General features: G+C 59.6%; 13 protein-coding genes and 1 tRNA gene. All 14 read left to right on the top strand.

What is annotated here, in order from left to right:
• Nucleotides 1–6 precede the first annotated feature (6 nt).
• The 14 genes from HY028_09025 (at nucleotide 7) to HY028_08960 (ending at nucleotide 16,351) form a co-directional block, all read left to right on the top strand.
• Nucleotides 7–1,710: a hypothetical protein gene (locus HY028_09025; GenBank protein MBI3344976.1), complete on the top strand. Its 1,704-nt coding sequence runs from the start codon at nucleotides 7–9 to the stop codon at nucleotides 1,708–1,710.
• A gap of 134 nt (nucleotides 1,711–1,844) precedes the next feature.
• Nucleotides 1,845–2,360, top strand: coding sequence for a shikimate kinase AroK (aroK, locus tag HY028_09020; GenBank protein ID MBI3344975.1), 516 nt, complete (start codon nucleotides 1,845–1,847; stop codon nucleotides 2,358–2,360).
• A gap of 215 nt (nucleotides 2,361–2,575) precedes the next feature.
• Nucleotides 2,576–3,670 (top strand): 3-dehydroquinate synthase, encoded by a 1,095-nt coding sequence (gene aroB, locus HY028_09015; GenBank protein MBI3344974.1) that lies wholly within the window; start codon nucleotides 2,576–2,578, stop codon nucleotides 3,668–3,670.
• On the top strand, nucleotides 3,670–4,872 hold the full coding sequence (locus tag HY028_09010) for a deoxyguanosinetriphosphate triphosphohydrolase (GenBank protein ID MBI3344973.1): 1,203 nt from the start codon (nucleotides 3,670–3,672) through the stop codon (nucleotides 4,870–4,872). Before aroB ends, HY028_09010 begins: the two co-directional genes overlap by 1 nt.
• 287 nt (nucleotides 4,873–5,159) lie before the next feature.
• Nucleotides 5,160–9,707, top strand: coding sequence for a glutamate synthase large subunit (gene gltB, locus HY028_09005; protein MBI3344972.1), 4,548 nt, complete (start codon nucleotides 5,160–5,162; stop codon nucleotides 9,705–9,707).
• Between the two features lie 17 nt (nucleotides 9,708–9,724).
• Complete coding sequence (locus HY028_09000) at nucleotides 9,725–11,131, top strand: FAD-dependent oxidoreductase (GenBank protein ID MBI3344971.1); 1,407 nt, start codon at nucleotides 9,725–9,727, stop codon at nucleotides 11,129–11,131.
• A gap of 65 nt (nucleotides 11,132–11,196) precedes the next feature.
• A complete protein-coding gene (locus HY028_08995; GenBank protein ID MBI3344970.1) occupies nucleotides 11,197–11,421 on the top strand; it encodes an AbrB/MazE/SpoVT family DNA-binding domain-containing protein in 225 nt (74 codons plus the stop codon).
• Entirely contained in the window at nucleotides 11,418–11,822 is a 405-nt protein-coding gene (locus HY028_08990) for a type II toxin-antitoxin system death-on-curing family toxin (protein ID MBI3344969.1), read from the top strand. The genes HY028_08995 and HY028_08990 overlap by 4 nt, the downstream gene beginning before the upstream one ends.
• Before the next feature lie 11 nt (nucleotides 11,823–11,833).
• Nucleotides 11,834–12,913: a uroporphyrinogen decarboxylase gene (gene hemE, locus HY028_08985; protein MBI3344968.1), complete on the top strand. Its 1,080-nt coding sequence runs from the start codon at nucleotides 11,834–11,836 to the stop codon at nucleotides 12,911–12,913.
• A gap of 7 nt (nucleotides 12,914–12,920) precedes the next feature.
• Nucleotides 12,921–13,874: a bifunctional biotin--[acetyl-CoA-carboxylase] ligase/biotin operon repressor BirA gene (gene birA, locus HY028_08980; protein MBI3344967.1), complete on the top strand. Its 954-nt coding sequence runs from the start codon at nucleotides 12,921–12,923 to the stop codon at nucleotides 13,872–13,874.
• Nucleotides 13,875–14,025: 151 nt separating this feature from the next.
• Nucleotides 14,026–14,769, top strand: a complete 744-nt coding sequence (locus HY028_08975) for a type III pantothenate kinase (GenBank protein ID MBI3344966.1) — start codon at nucleotides 14,026–14,028, stop codon at nucleotides 14,767–14,769.
• Entirely contained in the window at nucleotides 14,766–14,963 is a 198-nt protein-coding gene (locus tag HY028_08970; protein MBI3344965.1) for a hypothetical protein, read from the top strand. Before HY028_08975 ends, HY028_08970 begins: the two co-directional genes overlap by 4 nt.
• 147 nt (nucleotides 14,964–15,110) lie before the next feature.
• A tRNA-Thr gene (locus tag HY028_08965) sits at nucleotides 15,111–15,186 on the top strand.
• Between the two features lie 34 nt (nucleotides 15,187–15,220).
• Complete coding sequence (locus HY028_08960; protein MBI3344964.1) at nucleotides 15,221–16,351, top strand: NDP-sugar synthase; 1,131 nt, start codon at nucleotides 15,221–15,223, stop codon at nucleotides 16,349–16,351.
• Nucleotides 16,352–16,577 lie beyond the last annotated feature (226 nt).

Raw genomic sequence — 16,577 nt, 5'->3', positions numbered from 1 at the left:
TCCACCATGGGCAAGATGATAAAAAAAATCCTGGCGCTGCTAATGATGACCGTGGTCGCGGGGTGTGGCGGCGGCGGCGGCGGATTTTCCACGGCGCCAGGCGCGGTGCTGATCGCCCTGGCGATAGAAGTCACCACCTTGTCCTCAGGTGGCAGTAGCGGCCTTACTGCAACCGTCACCAACTCTAACGGCAGCCCTTATACCCAGGGGGCCGCGAGCGTAACCTTCACCTCCAACTGCATCTCCCTCGGCAAAGCCAAGGTGACCTCTCCCGTGGCCCTCGTTAACGGAGTGGCGACGACAACATATACGGCGCAAGGTTGCAGCGGCAATGACGTCATCAGCGCCACCACCACGGTCCCGACGCCTCCCGGCGTCGGCTTGCTGAGCGCCACCGGCACCATCAACGTCCTGCCGCCGGTACTGGGCTCACTGGAATTCGTTTCTGCCACACCCACCAACATAGGCTTGAAAGGTTCGGGCGGAGCGGGGCTACCGGAAACCTCAGTGGTGGTATTCAGGGTCAAGGACACTACCGGCGGAATCGTCGCCGGGCAGTCGGTCACTTTCTCGCTCAATACCAGCGTCGGCGGACTCTCTCTGTCGCCGATCAGCGCCTTCAGTAACTCCCAAGGCTTGGTGCAAACGGTGGTGGCCGCCGGCGCCGTGGCGACCGCCGTGCGCGTGACGGCCACTATCACCGGCACCGACCCGCCCATACGCACTCAGTCGAATCAACTTACGATAACCACGGGTATTCCGGACCAAAACAGCTTCTCGATTTCGGTGGCAACCTTTAATCCAGAGGCGTTTGATTTTAATGGAGTCACAGTTGCGTTGCCTGTTTTTGTCGGCGATCACTTCAACAATCCGGTGCCCGACGGCACCGCCGTGGCCTTTACCACCGAGGGCGGTCAAATCGTTCCCTCCTGCACCACCGTGGCCGGGACGTGTACGGTAAATTGGGTCAGCTCCAATCCCCGACCCATTAATGGCCGGGTGACCATCCTCGCCACCGCCATTGGCGAAGAGAGCTTTGTAGATTCTAACGGTAACGGTCTATTGGATGCCAGCGGCGACATCTTCACTCTCACTGGTGCCGGCGCCAACGATCTAGCCGAGGCCTTCCGCGACGATAACGAAAACGGCGTGCGCGACCCCACGGAAGAATTTCTAGATTTCAACGCCAATGGTGTATTTGACACGGCTGACGGAAAATACAACGGCTTCTTGTGCACCGATGCGGCACGCATCCCTGGCGCGATCTGCGATGCCCCGAAATCCTTGCATGTGCGTGACGATATTGTTATCGTGATGTCGGGCAGCACAGCAGTGATTACGCTGGGGACAATTAACCTAATAGCCTGTCGCACGGATGTGGCTTTCGCCAATAACCCCGTCACCGTTTTCCTCACCGTGACGGATCAGAGAGGGCAGGTAATGCCGTTCAAAACGAAAATCGACGTCTCGACGACCAATGGCAACCTACTCTCTTCTCCCTCCTTCACCGTGCCTAACACGGCCAGCACCGGGCCTAACACGACCAGCTTCCCCATCACCATGAAGAGTGACGCCGACCAAAGAGTTAACGCTACACCGCCGCCCGCTTTCACCTGCACCAATGCTAACGGCGCCACTGGCCTACTAACAGTCAAGGTCACCACCCCTGGCGGCACTATCACCAGTCAGTCGTTTACTGTGACTGATTAGCGTCCAGCGCGTTAAAGCTAAATGCACATTCCTCGGGCTGCATTAGGCGTCCCGAGGATCCGTGAGGCTCCTGCTTTTTCGCCGGAGAGTTGACTCGCCTTCCTACTTGCCTCTCACTGACATATCATGGCGGTATGAAGACCGCCAAGAATATCTTCCTCATCGGCCCCATGGGTGCGGGCAAGACCACCATCGGCCGGGGGGTGGCGAAGACCCTTAAGATGGAGTTCCTGGACAGCGACCGGGAGATCGAGGAACGTACCGGGGCATCCATACCGCTGATCTTCGAACTGGAGGGGGAGGCGGGTTTCCGCGCCCGCGAGTCGGTGGTGATTGACGACCTCTCGCGGCGCACGGGCATCGTGCTCGCCACCGGGGGCGGGGTGATCCTTGATCCCAAAAACCGCAACTGCCTGGCCGCGCGCGGCTTTGTGATTTACCTGCACGCCGCCTTGGAAACCCTGCTCAAGCGCACCGCCCGGGACCACCACCGGCCCCTGCTGCAAACCGATGACCCCGCCGCGCGCCTGGCGCAACTGGTGAAGCAGCGCGACCCGCTCTATCGGGAGATTGCGGATTTGATCGTTGAAACAGGTGAGCGCGCCGCGGGGAGTGTGGTGCGCGACATTGTTAAACAGATTAACGGCTAGTGTAGGACCCACAAATGTCTTTATTTAAGCTGATAAAATCTCACCGCAGAGGACACGGAGGTATTCGTATAATAGAGCTTCAACCGATACGTCCTATGAGTGGTTTGAAAGGGCATTTCCTCAGCGCCCTCTGCGGTAATATTTTGTAATCTGATTCCGAGGGGCGGCCCAAGCAAGATTTTATTTCTTACCGACACCGCCCTATTATTAAGCGTATGAATACTCTTACTGTCGAACTTGGTGAACGCAGCTACCCGATTTACATCGGCGCCGGCCTGTTGGGGCGGGCTGAATTATTGAGGCCGTACATCGCCGGCGGACAGGTGATGATTGTGAGCAATGAAACCGTTGCGCCGCTTTATCTCGACAAGGTGCGCGCGGGCCTAAACGGTTTTCAGTGCGACACGGTTATCTTGCCGGACGGCGAGGAGTACAAAACCCTCTCCACGCTTAATACTGTTTTTGATGCGCTGCTCACTCAACGTCACAGCCGCAACACTACGCTGATCGCGCTGGGCGGCGGTGTGGTCGGCGATATCACCGGTTTCGCCGCGGCCTGTTATCAGCGCGGCGTGAATTTCATCCAGATCCCCACCACCCTGCTCGCCCAGGTGGACTCCTCGGTGGGCGGCAAGACCGGCGTCAATCATCCGCTCGGCAAAAACATGATCGGCGCATTTCATCAGCCGCGCTGCGTGATCGCCGATACCGGCACGCTCCACACACTACCCGAGCGTGAGCTGGGCGCGGGGATTGCGGAGATCATCAAATATGGTCTGATCCGCGATCTTGAATTTTTCAACTGGCTGGAGCTTAACATCGGAGCCCTGCGTGCGCGCAGACCCGATGCGCTGACCTACGCCATCGAACGCTCCTGCCGCAACAAGGCGGAGGTGGTGGCGGCCGATGAAAGAGAAAGCGGTGAACGCGCCCTGCTCAATCTGGGTCACACCTTCGGCCACGCGATTGAGACCGCCCTTGGCTACGGTGTGTGGCTGCACGGCGAAGCGGTAGCGGCGGGGATGTACATGGCTGCAGATCTCTCCTGCCGGTTGGGCTGGTTAAACCGCGCCGATCTTGAACGGATGGAACGTTTACTGGAACGCGCCGGGCTGCCGCCCCGCGCTCCGGGCGGGATCAGCACTGAGCGTTTTCTGGAACTCATGGCCGTGGACAAAAAGGTCATGGATGGAAAAGTACGTCTGGTGCTGCTCAAGGGGATCGGGCGCGCGATAGTCACGTCCGATTTTGACCGAAGCGCCCTGCTCGCCACACTCGACGAATGCCGCACTCTGCCTGTGCATCTCTAATGCTGCAACTCGCGCCCTACGCCGCCCATCCCGATCAAACCCGCGGGCGCCGCACTCGGGAAGCATCCCCCGCCTATCGCAGCGAATATCAGCGCGACCGTGACCGCATCGTGCACAGCGCCGCGTTCCGGCGCCTGGAATACAAGACCCAGGTGTTCGTAAACCACGAGGGCGACATGTTCCGCACCCGGCTCACGCACTCCATCGAGGTCGCGCAGATCGCGCGTTCCGTCGCACGCGCCCTGGCCCTCAACGAAGATCTCGCAGAGGCGGTCTCGCTCGCCCACGACCTCGGCCACACGCCGTTTGGCCACGCCGGCCAGGATGTGCTCAATGCCTGTATGCGCGAGTACGGCGGCTTTGAGCATAATCTGCAATCGCTGCGCGTGGTGGATGAATTGGAAGAGCGTTACGCCGAATTCCAGGGCCTGAACCTCACCTTCGAAACGCGCGAGGGCATCCTCAAACATTGCTCGCCCGGCAAGGCGCGGGAGCTCGGCGATCTGGGGGCGCGCTTTCTCAACAAGACCCAGCCCAGCCTGGAGGCGCAGCTCGCCAATCTGGCCGATGAGATCGCCTACAACAACCACGACGTGGATGACGGATTGCGCGCAGGGCTGATTACTATCGAACAACTCAACGAGATCGAATTATTCCACGAGCAATACAACCTGGTTACCCGCAGCTATCCTACCCTGCCCGAACGGCGCACCGTGCATGAGGTGATACGGCGCATGATAAACCGTCAGATCACCGATCTTTTAGAGGCCAGCCGTGACCGCATTGCCGGGGCGGCCCCGGCTGACATCGAGTCGGTGCGCGCACAGCTTGCTCCCTTGATCGGCTTCAGCGCCGAGATGCGTGAGCTGGGGTTGGAACTGAAACGGTTTCTCCGCGAAAACCTTTACCGCCACTACCGGGTGATACGAATGACGGCCAAGGCCGGACGTATCTTGCGCGCCCTGTTTGAGGCCTTCATGGAAGAACCGGGTTTGTTGCCGCCGGAACCCGCGAACCGGCTGAAAACGGCGGTCGCTCCCGGCGTCCTGCCTCCCGCGACACTAGTACGTCCCTGTACGTCGGAACAGAACCTGGGGATGACAGGACGCGCACGTATCATCACCGACTATATCGCAGGTATGACAGACCGTTACGCCATCGCCGAATATGACCGCGTCTTCAACCCCTCGTATCTGTCCTAAGAAAACCCAGAATAAGAGCATATCCATAAATAATCCCTGTGTCCCTTGCGATAAAAAGGCTTCACCACGGAGGGCGCGGAGGAGAAACAACTCCTTCTTGAGGATATTCCTCTGCGTCCTCTGCGGTAAATTATTTATGGATAAGTTCTGAGTCCATCCTGGACGCAGCTCCATAAACCCAGCTTGAGATTTGAGTAGCCTGCGATGTGGCTGTATACTGATAGGTCGTTTTGATCCATTAAATACCGCCCTCCACCGGGCAGGCTGGCTGTTGCAACGTGAACAACTTGACTACGCTAACTGACGGACTCTACCGCCCCGAGTTCGAGAAGGATAACTGCGGGTTCGGCCTCATTGCCCAGATGGACGGCCAGGCCAGCCATTGTCTGGTGCAGACCGCCATCGGCTCGCTTGCCTGCCTCACCCACCGCGGCGCCATCGCACCGGACGGCAAGACGGGCGACGGCTGCGGCTTGTTGATTAAAAAGCCCGACGGTTTCTTCCGCGCCATCGCCGCCGAACTCGGCATTCCGCTCAGCAAGAACTACGCGGTCGGCGTGCTGTTTCTGCATCAGGATCACGACCTCGCCGAACGCGCCCGCGCGCGCCTCAGCGAGGAGCTGCAAAAGGAAGGTCTGAGCGTCGCCGGCTGGCGCACCGTGCCCACCAATCCCGAGGCCTGCGGCGCCGAGGCCCTCAAGACTCTGCCGCGCATCGAGCAGGTATTCGTCAACGCGCCTGAACATCCCCCCTTCACGCCTCACGCCTCACGCCTCACCTCTTTACGAGACACGACCACCTTTGATCGCCACCTTTACATCGCCCGGCGCCGCGCCGAGAAGGTGCTCAATTCGGACGACAAGACCTTTTACATCCCCAGCCTGTCGTGCCGGGTGATCTCGTACAAGGGTCTGGTGATGCCGGCCAATCTGCCGGTATTTTATCCCGATCTGCGCGACGAGCGCTTCGAGTCGGCGCTGGCCGTCTATCACCAGCGCTTCTCCACCAACACCTGGCCGGAGTGGCGGCTGGCTCAGCCGTTCCGCTATCTCGCCCACAACGGCGAGATCAACACCGTGCAGGGCAATCGCAACTGGTCGGTCGCGCGCGGCCGAAAATTCGTGAGCCCGCTCATCCCTGATATGGACGACGTGCGCCCGCTGGTCTCCATGACCGGCTCGGACTCCCTGAGCCTCGACAACATGGCCGATGCGCTTATCGCCGGCGGTATGGATTTATTGCACGCGATGCGCTTGCTCATTCCGCCCGCCTGGGAAAACGACAAGACCATGGACCCGGAGCTGCGCGCATTTTACGAATATCACTCGATGCACATGGAGCCTTGGGACGGACCGGCCGGCATTGTGATGACCGACGGCCGTTACGCCGCGTGCCTCATGGATCGCAACGGCCTGCGCCCGGCGCGTTATGTCATTACCAAAGACCGCCATATCACGCTTGCCTCCGAGATCGGCGTGTATGCCTATCCGCCCGACCAGGTGGTCGCCAAGGGCCGGCTCAAGCCCGGCCAGATGATCGCCGCCGACACCGAGACCGGCACGCTCTTGTTACCGCAAGACATAGACCGGCTGCTCCAGCAACGCCAGCCCTATCGCGCCTGGCTGGATCAATATGCGCAACAGCTTAGCGCGGCACAGGGCGACAACTCGGAGGCCGCATTGGACGAGCAGGAGGTGTTGATCCATCAAAAGCTGTTCAATGTAAGCTTCGAGGAGCGTGACCAGGTGTTGCGCGTACTCGCCGAGAGCGGCCAGGAGGCCGTGGGCTCCATGGGCGACGACACACCGATGGCGGTGCTGTCGCATCATGCGCGCTCGCTGTACGATTACTTCCGGCAGCAATTCGCGCAAGTCACCAACCCGCCGATAGATCCGTTGCGCGAGGCGATCGTGATGTCGCTCACCACCTGCTTCGGGCGCGAGCGCAACCTGTTTGAGGAAAAACCCGAACACGCCGCGCGCCTCACCGTGTCCTCGCCGGTACTATCCGAAGGACAATTCGCCGCGCTGCTCAGTCAGGACAATCCGAGCTACGCACACGCCCGCATCAATCTCAACACTCCGGCCGGCGGCACATTACGCGCGGCGCTCGAGCGTGTGTGCGACGAAGCCGTTCAGGCCGTAAAGAACGGCGCGGTGATTCTGGTCTTGTCCGACCGCACCATCGCCAAGGACACCTTGCCCATACCCGCGCTGCTCGCCACCGGCGCGGTGCACCATCGTCTGATCCGGGCGGGCCTGCGCTGCGACGCGAACATTGTGGTGGAGACCGGCTCCGCGCGCGACCCGCATCATATCGCCGTACTGATCGGCTACGGCGCGACGGCGGTGTTCCCTTATCTCGCCTATGAGTGCCTGCGCGACATGATGCGCGATGGCGAGATTATCAGCAAAGATCATAAAGTACTTGGTGCGTATCGCAAGGGCGTGGACAAGGCGCTCTATAAGATCATCTCCAAGATGGGCATCGCGACCATCGCGAGCTATCGCGGCGCGCAACTGTTCGAGGCGGTGGGCCTGCACGATGAAGTGATCGAGATGTGCTTCACCGGCACGGTGAGCCGCCTGCAAGGGACGGACTTCGCCGAGATAGAATCGGACCAACGCGCGCTCGCCCGTTTCGCCTGGAATCCGCGCAAGCCGCTCGCACAGGGCGGGCTGCTGAAGTACATCTACGACGGCGAATACCACGCCTACAACCCCGATGTGGTCATAACGTTGCAGGCTGCGGTGAAGTCCGGCGACTATACCAAATATCTGGAATACGCCCGGCTCGTCAACGAGCGTCCACCCGCGATGCTGCGCGATCTTTTGGCGGTGCGCGATGATGCGACACCGATCCCGCTCGAGCACGTCGAGCCGATTGAATCCATCCTGCCGCGCTTCGACAGCGCAGGAATGTCGCTGGGCGCGTTGTCGCCCGAGGCGCACGAGGCGCTCGCCATCGCCATGAATCGCTTGGGCGGCCGCTCCAATTCCGGCGAGGGCGGCGAACATCCGCACCGTTACGGGACCGAAAAGACCTCCAAGATCAAACAGGTCGCGGCGGGACGTTTCGGCGTGACGCCAACCTATCTGGTGAACGCCGAGGTGTTGCAGATCAAGATCGCTCAAGGGGCAAAGCCCGGCGAGGGCGGACAATTGCCCGGCGAGAAGGTGAACAAGATGATCGCCGAGCTGCGTTATTCGCGCCCCGGCGTCGCGCTCATCTCGCCACCGCCGCACCACGATATTTACTCGATTGAAGATTTGGCGCAGCTCATCTTCGACCTCAAGCAGATCAACCCTCAGGCGCTGGTGTCGGTAAAGCTGGTGGCCGAGGCGGGTGTGGGCACGGTGGCCGCGGGTGTGGCCAAGGCCTATGCCGATTTGATCACCATCTCCGGCTATGACGGCGGCACCGGCGCAAGTCCGCTCACCTCGGTAAAATACGCAGGCAGCCCTTGGGAGTTGGGTCTCACTGAAACACACCAGGTGTTGCGCGCCAATAATCTGCGCGACAAGGTGCGCTTGCAGACCGACGGTGGCCTGAAGACCGGCCTCGATGTCATAAAGGCTGCGATACTGGGCGCGGAAAGCTTCGGCTTCGGCACCGCGCCGATGATCGCGCTCGGCTGCAAATATTTACGCATCTGTCATTTGAATACCTGCGCGACCGGTGTCGCCACCCAGCACGATGCGCTGCGCAAGGAGCATTTCATCGGTCTGCCGGAGATGGTGGAAAACTACTTCCGCTTTGTCGCACGCGAGACCCGCGAATGGCTCGCCAAACTTGGCGTCAACAGCCTCGCCGACCTGATCGGCCGCACCGATCTCTTGCACATCCTGCCCGGCGAAACCGCCAAGCAGCGGCGCTTGAATCTCGCGCCGCTGCTTTCAAACGCCGGCGTACCGGCCGATAAACCTCAGTATTGCCTGCAGCCGCGCAACGAACCCTTCGACAAGGGCGAACTCGCGGAACAGATGGTGCGCGACATGCTGGATGTCATCGAACACAAGCGCGGTGGAATCTTCAGGTACAAGATCCGCAACGTCAACCGCTCCATCGGTGCGCGCCTGTCGGGCGAGATCGCGCGCCGCCACGGCAATCAGGGCATGAACGACGCGCCCATCACCATCCACCTGCAAGGCAGCGCGGGACAAAGCTTCGGCGTGTGGAACGCCGGCGGATTGCACCTGGTGCTGGAGGGCGACGCCAACGATTACGTCGGCAAGGGCATGGCGGGCGGCAAGATCGTAATCTATCCGCCGCGTAACAGCGCCTTCAAGTCCAACGAGACCACCATCATCGGTAATACCTGTTTGTACGGCGCCACCGGCGGCAAACTGTACGCGGCGGGTCTGGCCGGCGAGCGCTTCGCGGTGCGCAATTCCGGAGCTGTCGCGGTAGTGGAAGGCATCGGCGATCACGGTTGCGAATACATGACCGGCGGCGAGGTCGTGGTGCTCGGTCCCACCGGCCTCAATTTCGGCGCGGGCATGACCGGTGGTTTCGCTTATGTCCTTGATCTGGAAAATACTTTCGCCGGGCGTTACAACCCGGAACTGATAGACCTGCGCCGCATTCATACCCTGGAGGCGCACGAGCATCATCTACGCGGACTCATCGAGGTATTTGTTGAAGAGACCGGCAGCGCCTGGGCGAAAAATATCCTGGGCAATTTCAAGACCTTCATCGAGAAATTCTGGCTGGTCAAGGCCAAGGCGGCCTCTCTCGACAGCCTGTTGATGCCGCGCCCCAAGTCTATCCATGACGAACCGGTCGTCACCCGCACAGCGTCCGCCGGCGGCGGCGCTGTGGCCGTACACCGCTAATCCGTCCGGTTTCCGCTATGCCCAATTATTTCCAGTTCCTGGACATCCCGCGTCAGGACCCGCCCAAGGCGCCCGCCGTGATCCGCATTCATAAATCGAATGAGATCTACGGGCAGTTCGACGCCAGGGGCGCCGCAGAACAATCCGGACGCTGCCTCGCCTGTGGGAATCCCTACTGCGAGTGGAAGTGCCCGGTGCACAACTACATCCCGAATTGGCTGAAGCTCATCCAGGAAGGCAATCTGTTCGAGGCCGCGGAACTCTCGCACAAAACCAATTCACTGCCCGAGGTGTGCGGCCGCGTGTGTCCGCAGGATCGTTTGTGCGAGGGCGCCTGCACATTGAATGACGGCTTCGGCGCGGTGACCATCGGCTCGATTGAGAAATACATCACCGACGAAGCGGTGAAACAGGGCTGGCGGCCGGACATGTCCGGCGTGGTGGTAAACGGCAAGCGTGTGGCGATCATCGGCGCAGGGCCGGCGGGCCTCGGCTGCGCCGACGTGCTGACTCGCAACGGCGTGAAGGCCGTGGTATACGACCGTTACCCGGAAATCGGCGGCTTGCTCACCTTCGGCATCCCCGAATTCAAATTGGAAAAACACGTCGTGAAGACACGGCGCATGCTCATGGAAGGCATGGGTATCGAGTTCCGCCTCAACACCGAAATCGGCAAGGACATCGCTTTTAAGGAATTGCTCGACGAGTACGACGCGGTGTTTCTCGGCATGGGCACATACAAATACATGAAGGGCGAATTTCCCGGCGAAACGCTGACCGGTGTATACGAGGCCCTGCCCTACCTGGTCGCCAACATCAACCGTCAGCTTGGCTTGGAAAAGCAGGCGTCCGAATTTATAGACATGAAAGGACAGCGCGTCGTCGTGCTGGGCGGCGGCGACACCGCCATGGACTGCAACCGCAGCGCGATACGCCAAGGTGCGGCGAGTGTTGTCTGTGCCTACCGGCGCGACGAGGCCAACATGCCTGGCTCGCGGCGCGAGGTCGCCAACGCCAAGGAAGAAGGCGTGCAGTTTTTGTGGAACCGCCAGCCCGTCGAGATCGTGGGCAACGGTAAAGTGGAAGGCGTGAAGGTCGTCACCACCGCGTTGGGTACACCGGACGCGCGCGGACGCCGCACCCCGCAGCCGGTGCCGGGCAGCGAGGAAATCATCCCCGCCGATCGGGTGATCATCGCCTTTGGTTTCAGGCCTGATCCCGCGCCGTGGTTCGCCGATTTCAATATTCAGTCGGATGCGCTGGGCCGCATCCAGGCGCCTGCGAAAGGTAAATTCAAACACCAAACCACCAACCAGAAAATCTTCGCGGGCGGCGACATGGTGCGCGGCTCCGATCTCGTGGTCACCGCCGTGTTTGAGGGCCGCGAGGCGGCGCAGGGGATATTGGATTACCTGGAAGTATAAGCCCTTGTTATAACGTTTGTTATAATATAAAATATAACAATTGTTATAACCTGAGAGACTCCGCCATGATTAAAGCGAAACTGACCGCGATCGGCAACTCCACCGGCGTGATCCTGCCCAAGGAAGCCTTGAGCAAATTACACGCCGAAAAAGGCGATCAAGTATTTTTGGTGGAAACGCCCAATGGCTATGAAATCACTGCTTATGATCCTGACTTTGAACGCCAGATGAAATTGGGCAAACAGGTTATGCGCCGCTACCGCAACGCCTTGCGTGAATTGGCGAAGTGAAATCCCCGCGCTGGGTGAGCCGCCAGGTTGTGCTCGCCCTGCATAAAGAATGCATTGCGACTTTTGGCGGCAGCGATGGCGTGCGTGATAAGGGGTTACTCGACTCGGCGCCGGCGCGTCCTGAAAATTTGTTTTGCTACGGCGCACCCACACTGCATGAGCTTGCCGCCGCGTATGGCTACGGTATCGCCAAGAACCATCCGTTTATAGACGGCGACAAACGCACGGCGTTTCTCACCAGCACGGTGTTTTTAATGGATAATGGCTTTCAACCCATAGTGAGCGAGGCGGAAGTAGCAAGCGCGATGACCGCGCTCGCCGCCGGCCAATTAACCGAAGCCGAGTTTGCACAGTGGCTGACACAGAGTTTCAAGGCCGTTAAGAAAAAACCCAGCAAATAATTTTGGTTCTTATGACCCCACTCAAAAACGACCGCTTCCTGCGTGCCCTGCTGCGTCAACCCGTAGATGTCACACCTGTCTGGATGATGCGCCAGGCAGGAAGATATTTACCCGAATACCGCGCCACACGCCAGCGCGCGGGTGATTTCATGGCGCTGTGCAAAACGCCGGAACTGGCTTGTGAGGTCACCTTGCAGCCGCTTGACCGTTTTCCGCTGGATGCCGCGATTTTATTTTCCGACATCCTCACCATACCAGACGCGATGGGGCTGGGGCTGTATTTCTCGGAAGGCGAAGGCCCGCAATTTCAGAAACCGGTGCGTACTCTGGCTGATGTGGAAGCGCTCAGTGTGCCCGATCCGGAAACGGAACTGCGTTATGTGATGGACGCGGTGCGGCTGATCCGGCGCGAGCTCAGCGGCCGCGTGCCGTTGATCGGCTTTGCCGGCAGCCCCTGGACGCTCGCCACCTACATGGTGGAAGGACAAGGTAGCAAGGAATTTGCGCTGGTTAAACGCATGATGTTTGACGAGCCTGACGTCATGCACCGGCTGTTGGAGGTACTGGCGCGAGCCGTGACCGTTTATCTCAACGCGCAAATCGCCGCAGGCGCGCAGGCGGTGATGATCTTCGATACCTGGGGCGGTGTACTAACGCCACGCGATTACAAGGAGTTTTCGCTGCGCTACATGGACAAAATTGTAAAAGACCTGACACGGGAAAACGAGGGGCGGCGCGTGCCGGTGATTTTATTCACCAAAAACGGCGGCCAGTGGCTGGAGGCGATGGCGGAGACGGGTTGCGACGCGCTGGGCATTGACTGGACCACCGATCTTGCCGACGCACGCAAACGTGTCGGTGACAAGGTAGCCTTGCAAGGGAATATGGATCCCTGCGTGTTATACGCCTCGCCACTACGCATCCGCAGCGAGGTCGAGACCATCCTGAAGAGTTACGGCGCCGGCAGCGGCCACGTGTTTAATCTCGGCCACGGCATACATCAACACGTCAAACCCGAACACGCGGCGGCCTTCATTGAGGCCGTGCATGAATTGAGCGCACACCATCATCAACCCCGCGGTGGGCGTTGACACCGAACTGCTGGGCTTGCTGTCTGACGGGTTCTTTCATTCCGGCGCCGAGCTGGGACGCACCTTGAAGATCAGCCGCAGCGCGGTGTGGAAGCGGATTCGAATCCTGGTTAAATCCGGCATCGAGGTCTATGCGGTACCCGGCCGAGGCTACCGGCTGACGGAGCCCCTGGAACTGTTGGATAGCTCTGCCATCCTCGCCGGTTTGAATGACAAGGCGCGCCGCCTGCTCAGCGGGCTCGATATCCTCACCGAGGTAGACTCGACGAATCTTTATCTGCTGCAGAAAGCCAATGCAGGTGCGCCGGGCGGCTATGCCTGCCTCGCCGAGCGGCAACACGCCGGGCGCGGCCGGCGCGGCCGGCAGTGGCTGTCGCCCTTCGGCGGGAACATCTATCTGTCGCTGTTGTGGCGCTTTGCCGAACAAATCCCCGCCCTCTCCGGTTTGAGTTTGGCCGTCGGCATCGCTGTCACAAATAGCCTGGAGACGCTGGGGATCACCGGGATCGGTGTAAAATGGCCTAATGACATACTCTGGCAAGGGCGCAAACTCGCAGGTATCTTGCTGGACACGGCCGGTGAGGCCGCAGGGCCTTGTCATGTCGTCGCCGGGATCGGCATCAACGTCGCCATGCCTGCGGGAGCAGCCATCTCACAGCCATGGGTAGACCTGCGCGAGATAGTGGGCCACAGGATCGCGCGTAATGCACTTGCCGGGAGGGTCCTGCAACACCTGCTGCTTACTCTCCATCAATTTCAGCAGAACGGTCTTGCGCCCTTTCTTCCGGAGTGGGACAGGCTCGATCTGCTGAAAGATAAAGACGTGACCGTGCAGCTTGCCGATCGCACGGTCACCGGGCGGGCGCAAGGCGTGAACCAACAAGGGGCCTTGCTGGTTGCCCACGGCGGCGTGACGCGCGCCTATCATTCGGGCGAGGTGAGCGTGCGAGGGACTGAGTGAACGCAGAACATACTCAGGAGCTACAAAGTAAGACTACATGTCATACTTTATGTCTCCTGAGTAAACACCCTGTTTTATCTACCCCCACCCTGTCCCGCCCCCTGCACAGGGGGCGGGAACGTAGCGGGCAATGCATCACACTTACTAACTTATGAGTATATTGCTGCTCGACATCGGCAACAGCCGCATCAAGTGGGGCTTTTTGAGAGAGGGCGTTATTCGCGGTACCGGTGGCGCCGCACACGGCGAGTGCCCGCCGGACGATCTCATCGCGGTCTGGGGCGAGCGGCCCGCGCGGCTAGTGGTCTCCAATGTGCGCGGTGAAGAATTCGCCGCCACGCTTACCGCTTGCACACTCAATGTCTGGAACCTTCTGCCGGAGTTTATTACCCCCTCAAGGCACGATTTCGGCGTAACCAATACCTACCGCGACGCTGAAAAGTTGGGCGCCGACCGCTGGGCGGCGCTGATTGCGGCGCACCATCTCCATCACGGCGCAGCCTGCATTGTTGATTGTGGAACGGCAATCACCATCGACACCCTTAGCGCTGAAGGCAAGCACCTGGGCGGGTTGATACTCCCGGGGCTTACGACGATGCGCAAAGCGCTCAGCAACCAAACCGCCACACTGCCCATGACACTGGAGCAACAGGTCTCAGAGCTTACGCCCCTGGCTCAAGACACCGGGCAGGCCATCCTACAAGGGACACTGTATGCAGCCGTCGCCGCGATCGAACGCGCGCGGGCTGATCTCTCAAGCCGTTTTGCGATACAATCCTGGCTCATCACAGGCGGCGACGCCGGGCAGCTCATGCCGCTGTTGAGCGTTACATTCAAACACGAACCCGATCTGGTATTACAGGGTCTTGCGATCATCGCGGGAGGTGAGAAATGAAATGGTTATTCGGCTTGCTGGTGGTGCTGAACCTGGGATTTTTTGCTTGGCAAATCCAGTATCCTCACATTGATTCCGCCGCAGGTAGTCCGGCGCCGGGACCGGAGATCAAACGCCTCCAGTTGTTGCGGGAGGTGGATAGCACCCAACTCAAGCTCATCCCGCCGCAAAATACCGGCACTCACCCGGAATAAATTGCCTTCGCACATAGCCCTGCCTACAATGTACGGATGGCATCACTAAAGTTTATTTCAAGCTGGCGTAGCTCAGCCCTCATCCCCATCCCTCTCCCAAGGGGAGAAGGGAGCGAGCCGAGGCGCTGTGCGCGTTTTGTATGATTTGCTGGCGTAGCTCAGTTGGTAGAGCAGCTGATTTGTAATCAGCCGGTCGGGGGTTCGACTCCTCTCGCCAGCTCCATAACCCGTCATCTTCCTACGATGGACGAATTTACATGAAGGCCATGATACTGGCTGCGGGCAGCGGTACCCGGTTACGGCCGCTAACTCACGACTTACCCAAGCCCATGCTGCCGCTGCTCGGCAAGCCGGTGCTGGAATATCTGATCGAGCACCTGGCAAGCGCAGGCATAAAGCAGATCATGATTAACACCAGTCACATGGCGCCCGCCATTGAGCAGTATTTCGGTCACGGGCAGCGGCTCGGCGTGCAGATCGGTTATTCGTTCGAAGGCCACATCGAGAACAACAAGATCTTCCCAAACCCTATCGGCTCCGCAGGCGGGCTGCGCAAGATTCAAGACCTGGGCGGTTTCTTTGATGAGACCACCCTGGTAGTGTGCGGCGACGCCTTGATTGATCTCGACGTCGGCGCTGCGATGCGTGAACATAAACAAAAGCGGGCGTTGGTGAGCCTGGTGGTCAAAGAGGTGCCGTGGCAGCAGGTGTCGAGCTACGGTATCGTTGTAAGCGATGACGATGGTCGCATTACCTCGTTTCAGGAAAAACCGCAACGCGACGAGGCGCTCTCGAATTGGGCGAGCACCGGCATTTATATCTTTGAGCCCGAAGCGCTTGACCTCATTCCCTTCGGCCTTCCGTTTGACATCGGCGGTCAATTGTTTCCACTTCTGGTCGCTCAGGGGTTGCCCTTTTACGCCCAGCGGCGGCATTTCAACTGGCTGGATATCAGCAACGTGTACGATTACTGGTCGGCCACACAGCGCGCCCTGCGGGGAGAGATCGCGGATTTACGCCCGCCCGGCGCCGAGATCCGCAAAGGCGTATGGGCGGGGTTGAATACCCGGATCGAATGGGAAGATACCGAGATCACCGGCCCTGTCTACATCGGGCCGGGGGCGCACATCGAGGCCGGCTGCCGCATCATCGGCCCCACCTGGATCGGCCACGGCTGCCGATTGGAGGCCGGCGTCCAGATCACGCGAAGCATCCTATTTGAATACACCCGCATCGCCGCAGGGGCCCGCCTGGACGAGGTCATCGTCTCGGGCAACTATTGTGTCAGCAACACGGGCGATAACATCGAACCTGCCGGGGCCGTGAGGCCTTGGAGCGATGCCCGTGCCAGAGAGCATGCCGCCTCGCAGGTCAACAGCCTCAAATAACCCAACACCCGTATGGCCAATGAGAGCTGCTCGGCTTGAATTATCCGGTTTGCACAATAAAGATCAGAAACACACGCCATGACAAACTAGAGCATTTTTGATTTAAGCACATACATATCCAGAAGACGCAAAATAGTTTTTGCATTCGTCTAGCGAGAACGCATCAAGGAGTTTTCCGATTTCATCCCACAAATCGCTGACTGTACGTTTGGCGGCCTTGCGCAAT

It is taken from the genome of Gammaproteobacteria bacterium (assembly GCA_016195665.1).
GTDB lineage: Bacteria > Pseudomonadota > Gammaproteobacteria > SURF-13 > SURF-13 > JACPZD01.
The sequence above is the reverse complement of the archived record's forward strand: the minus strand, read 5'-3'. Positions and strand labels throughout refer to the sequence as shown.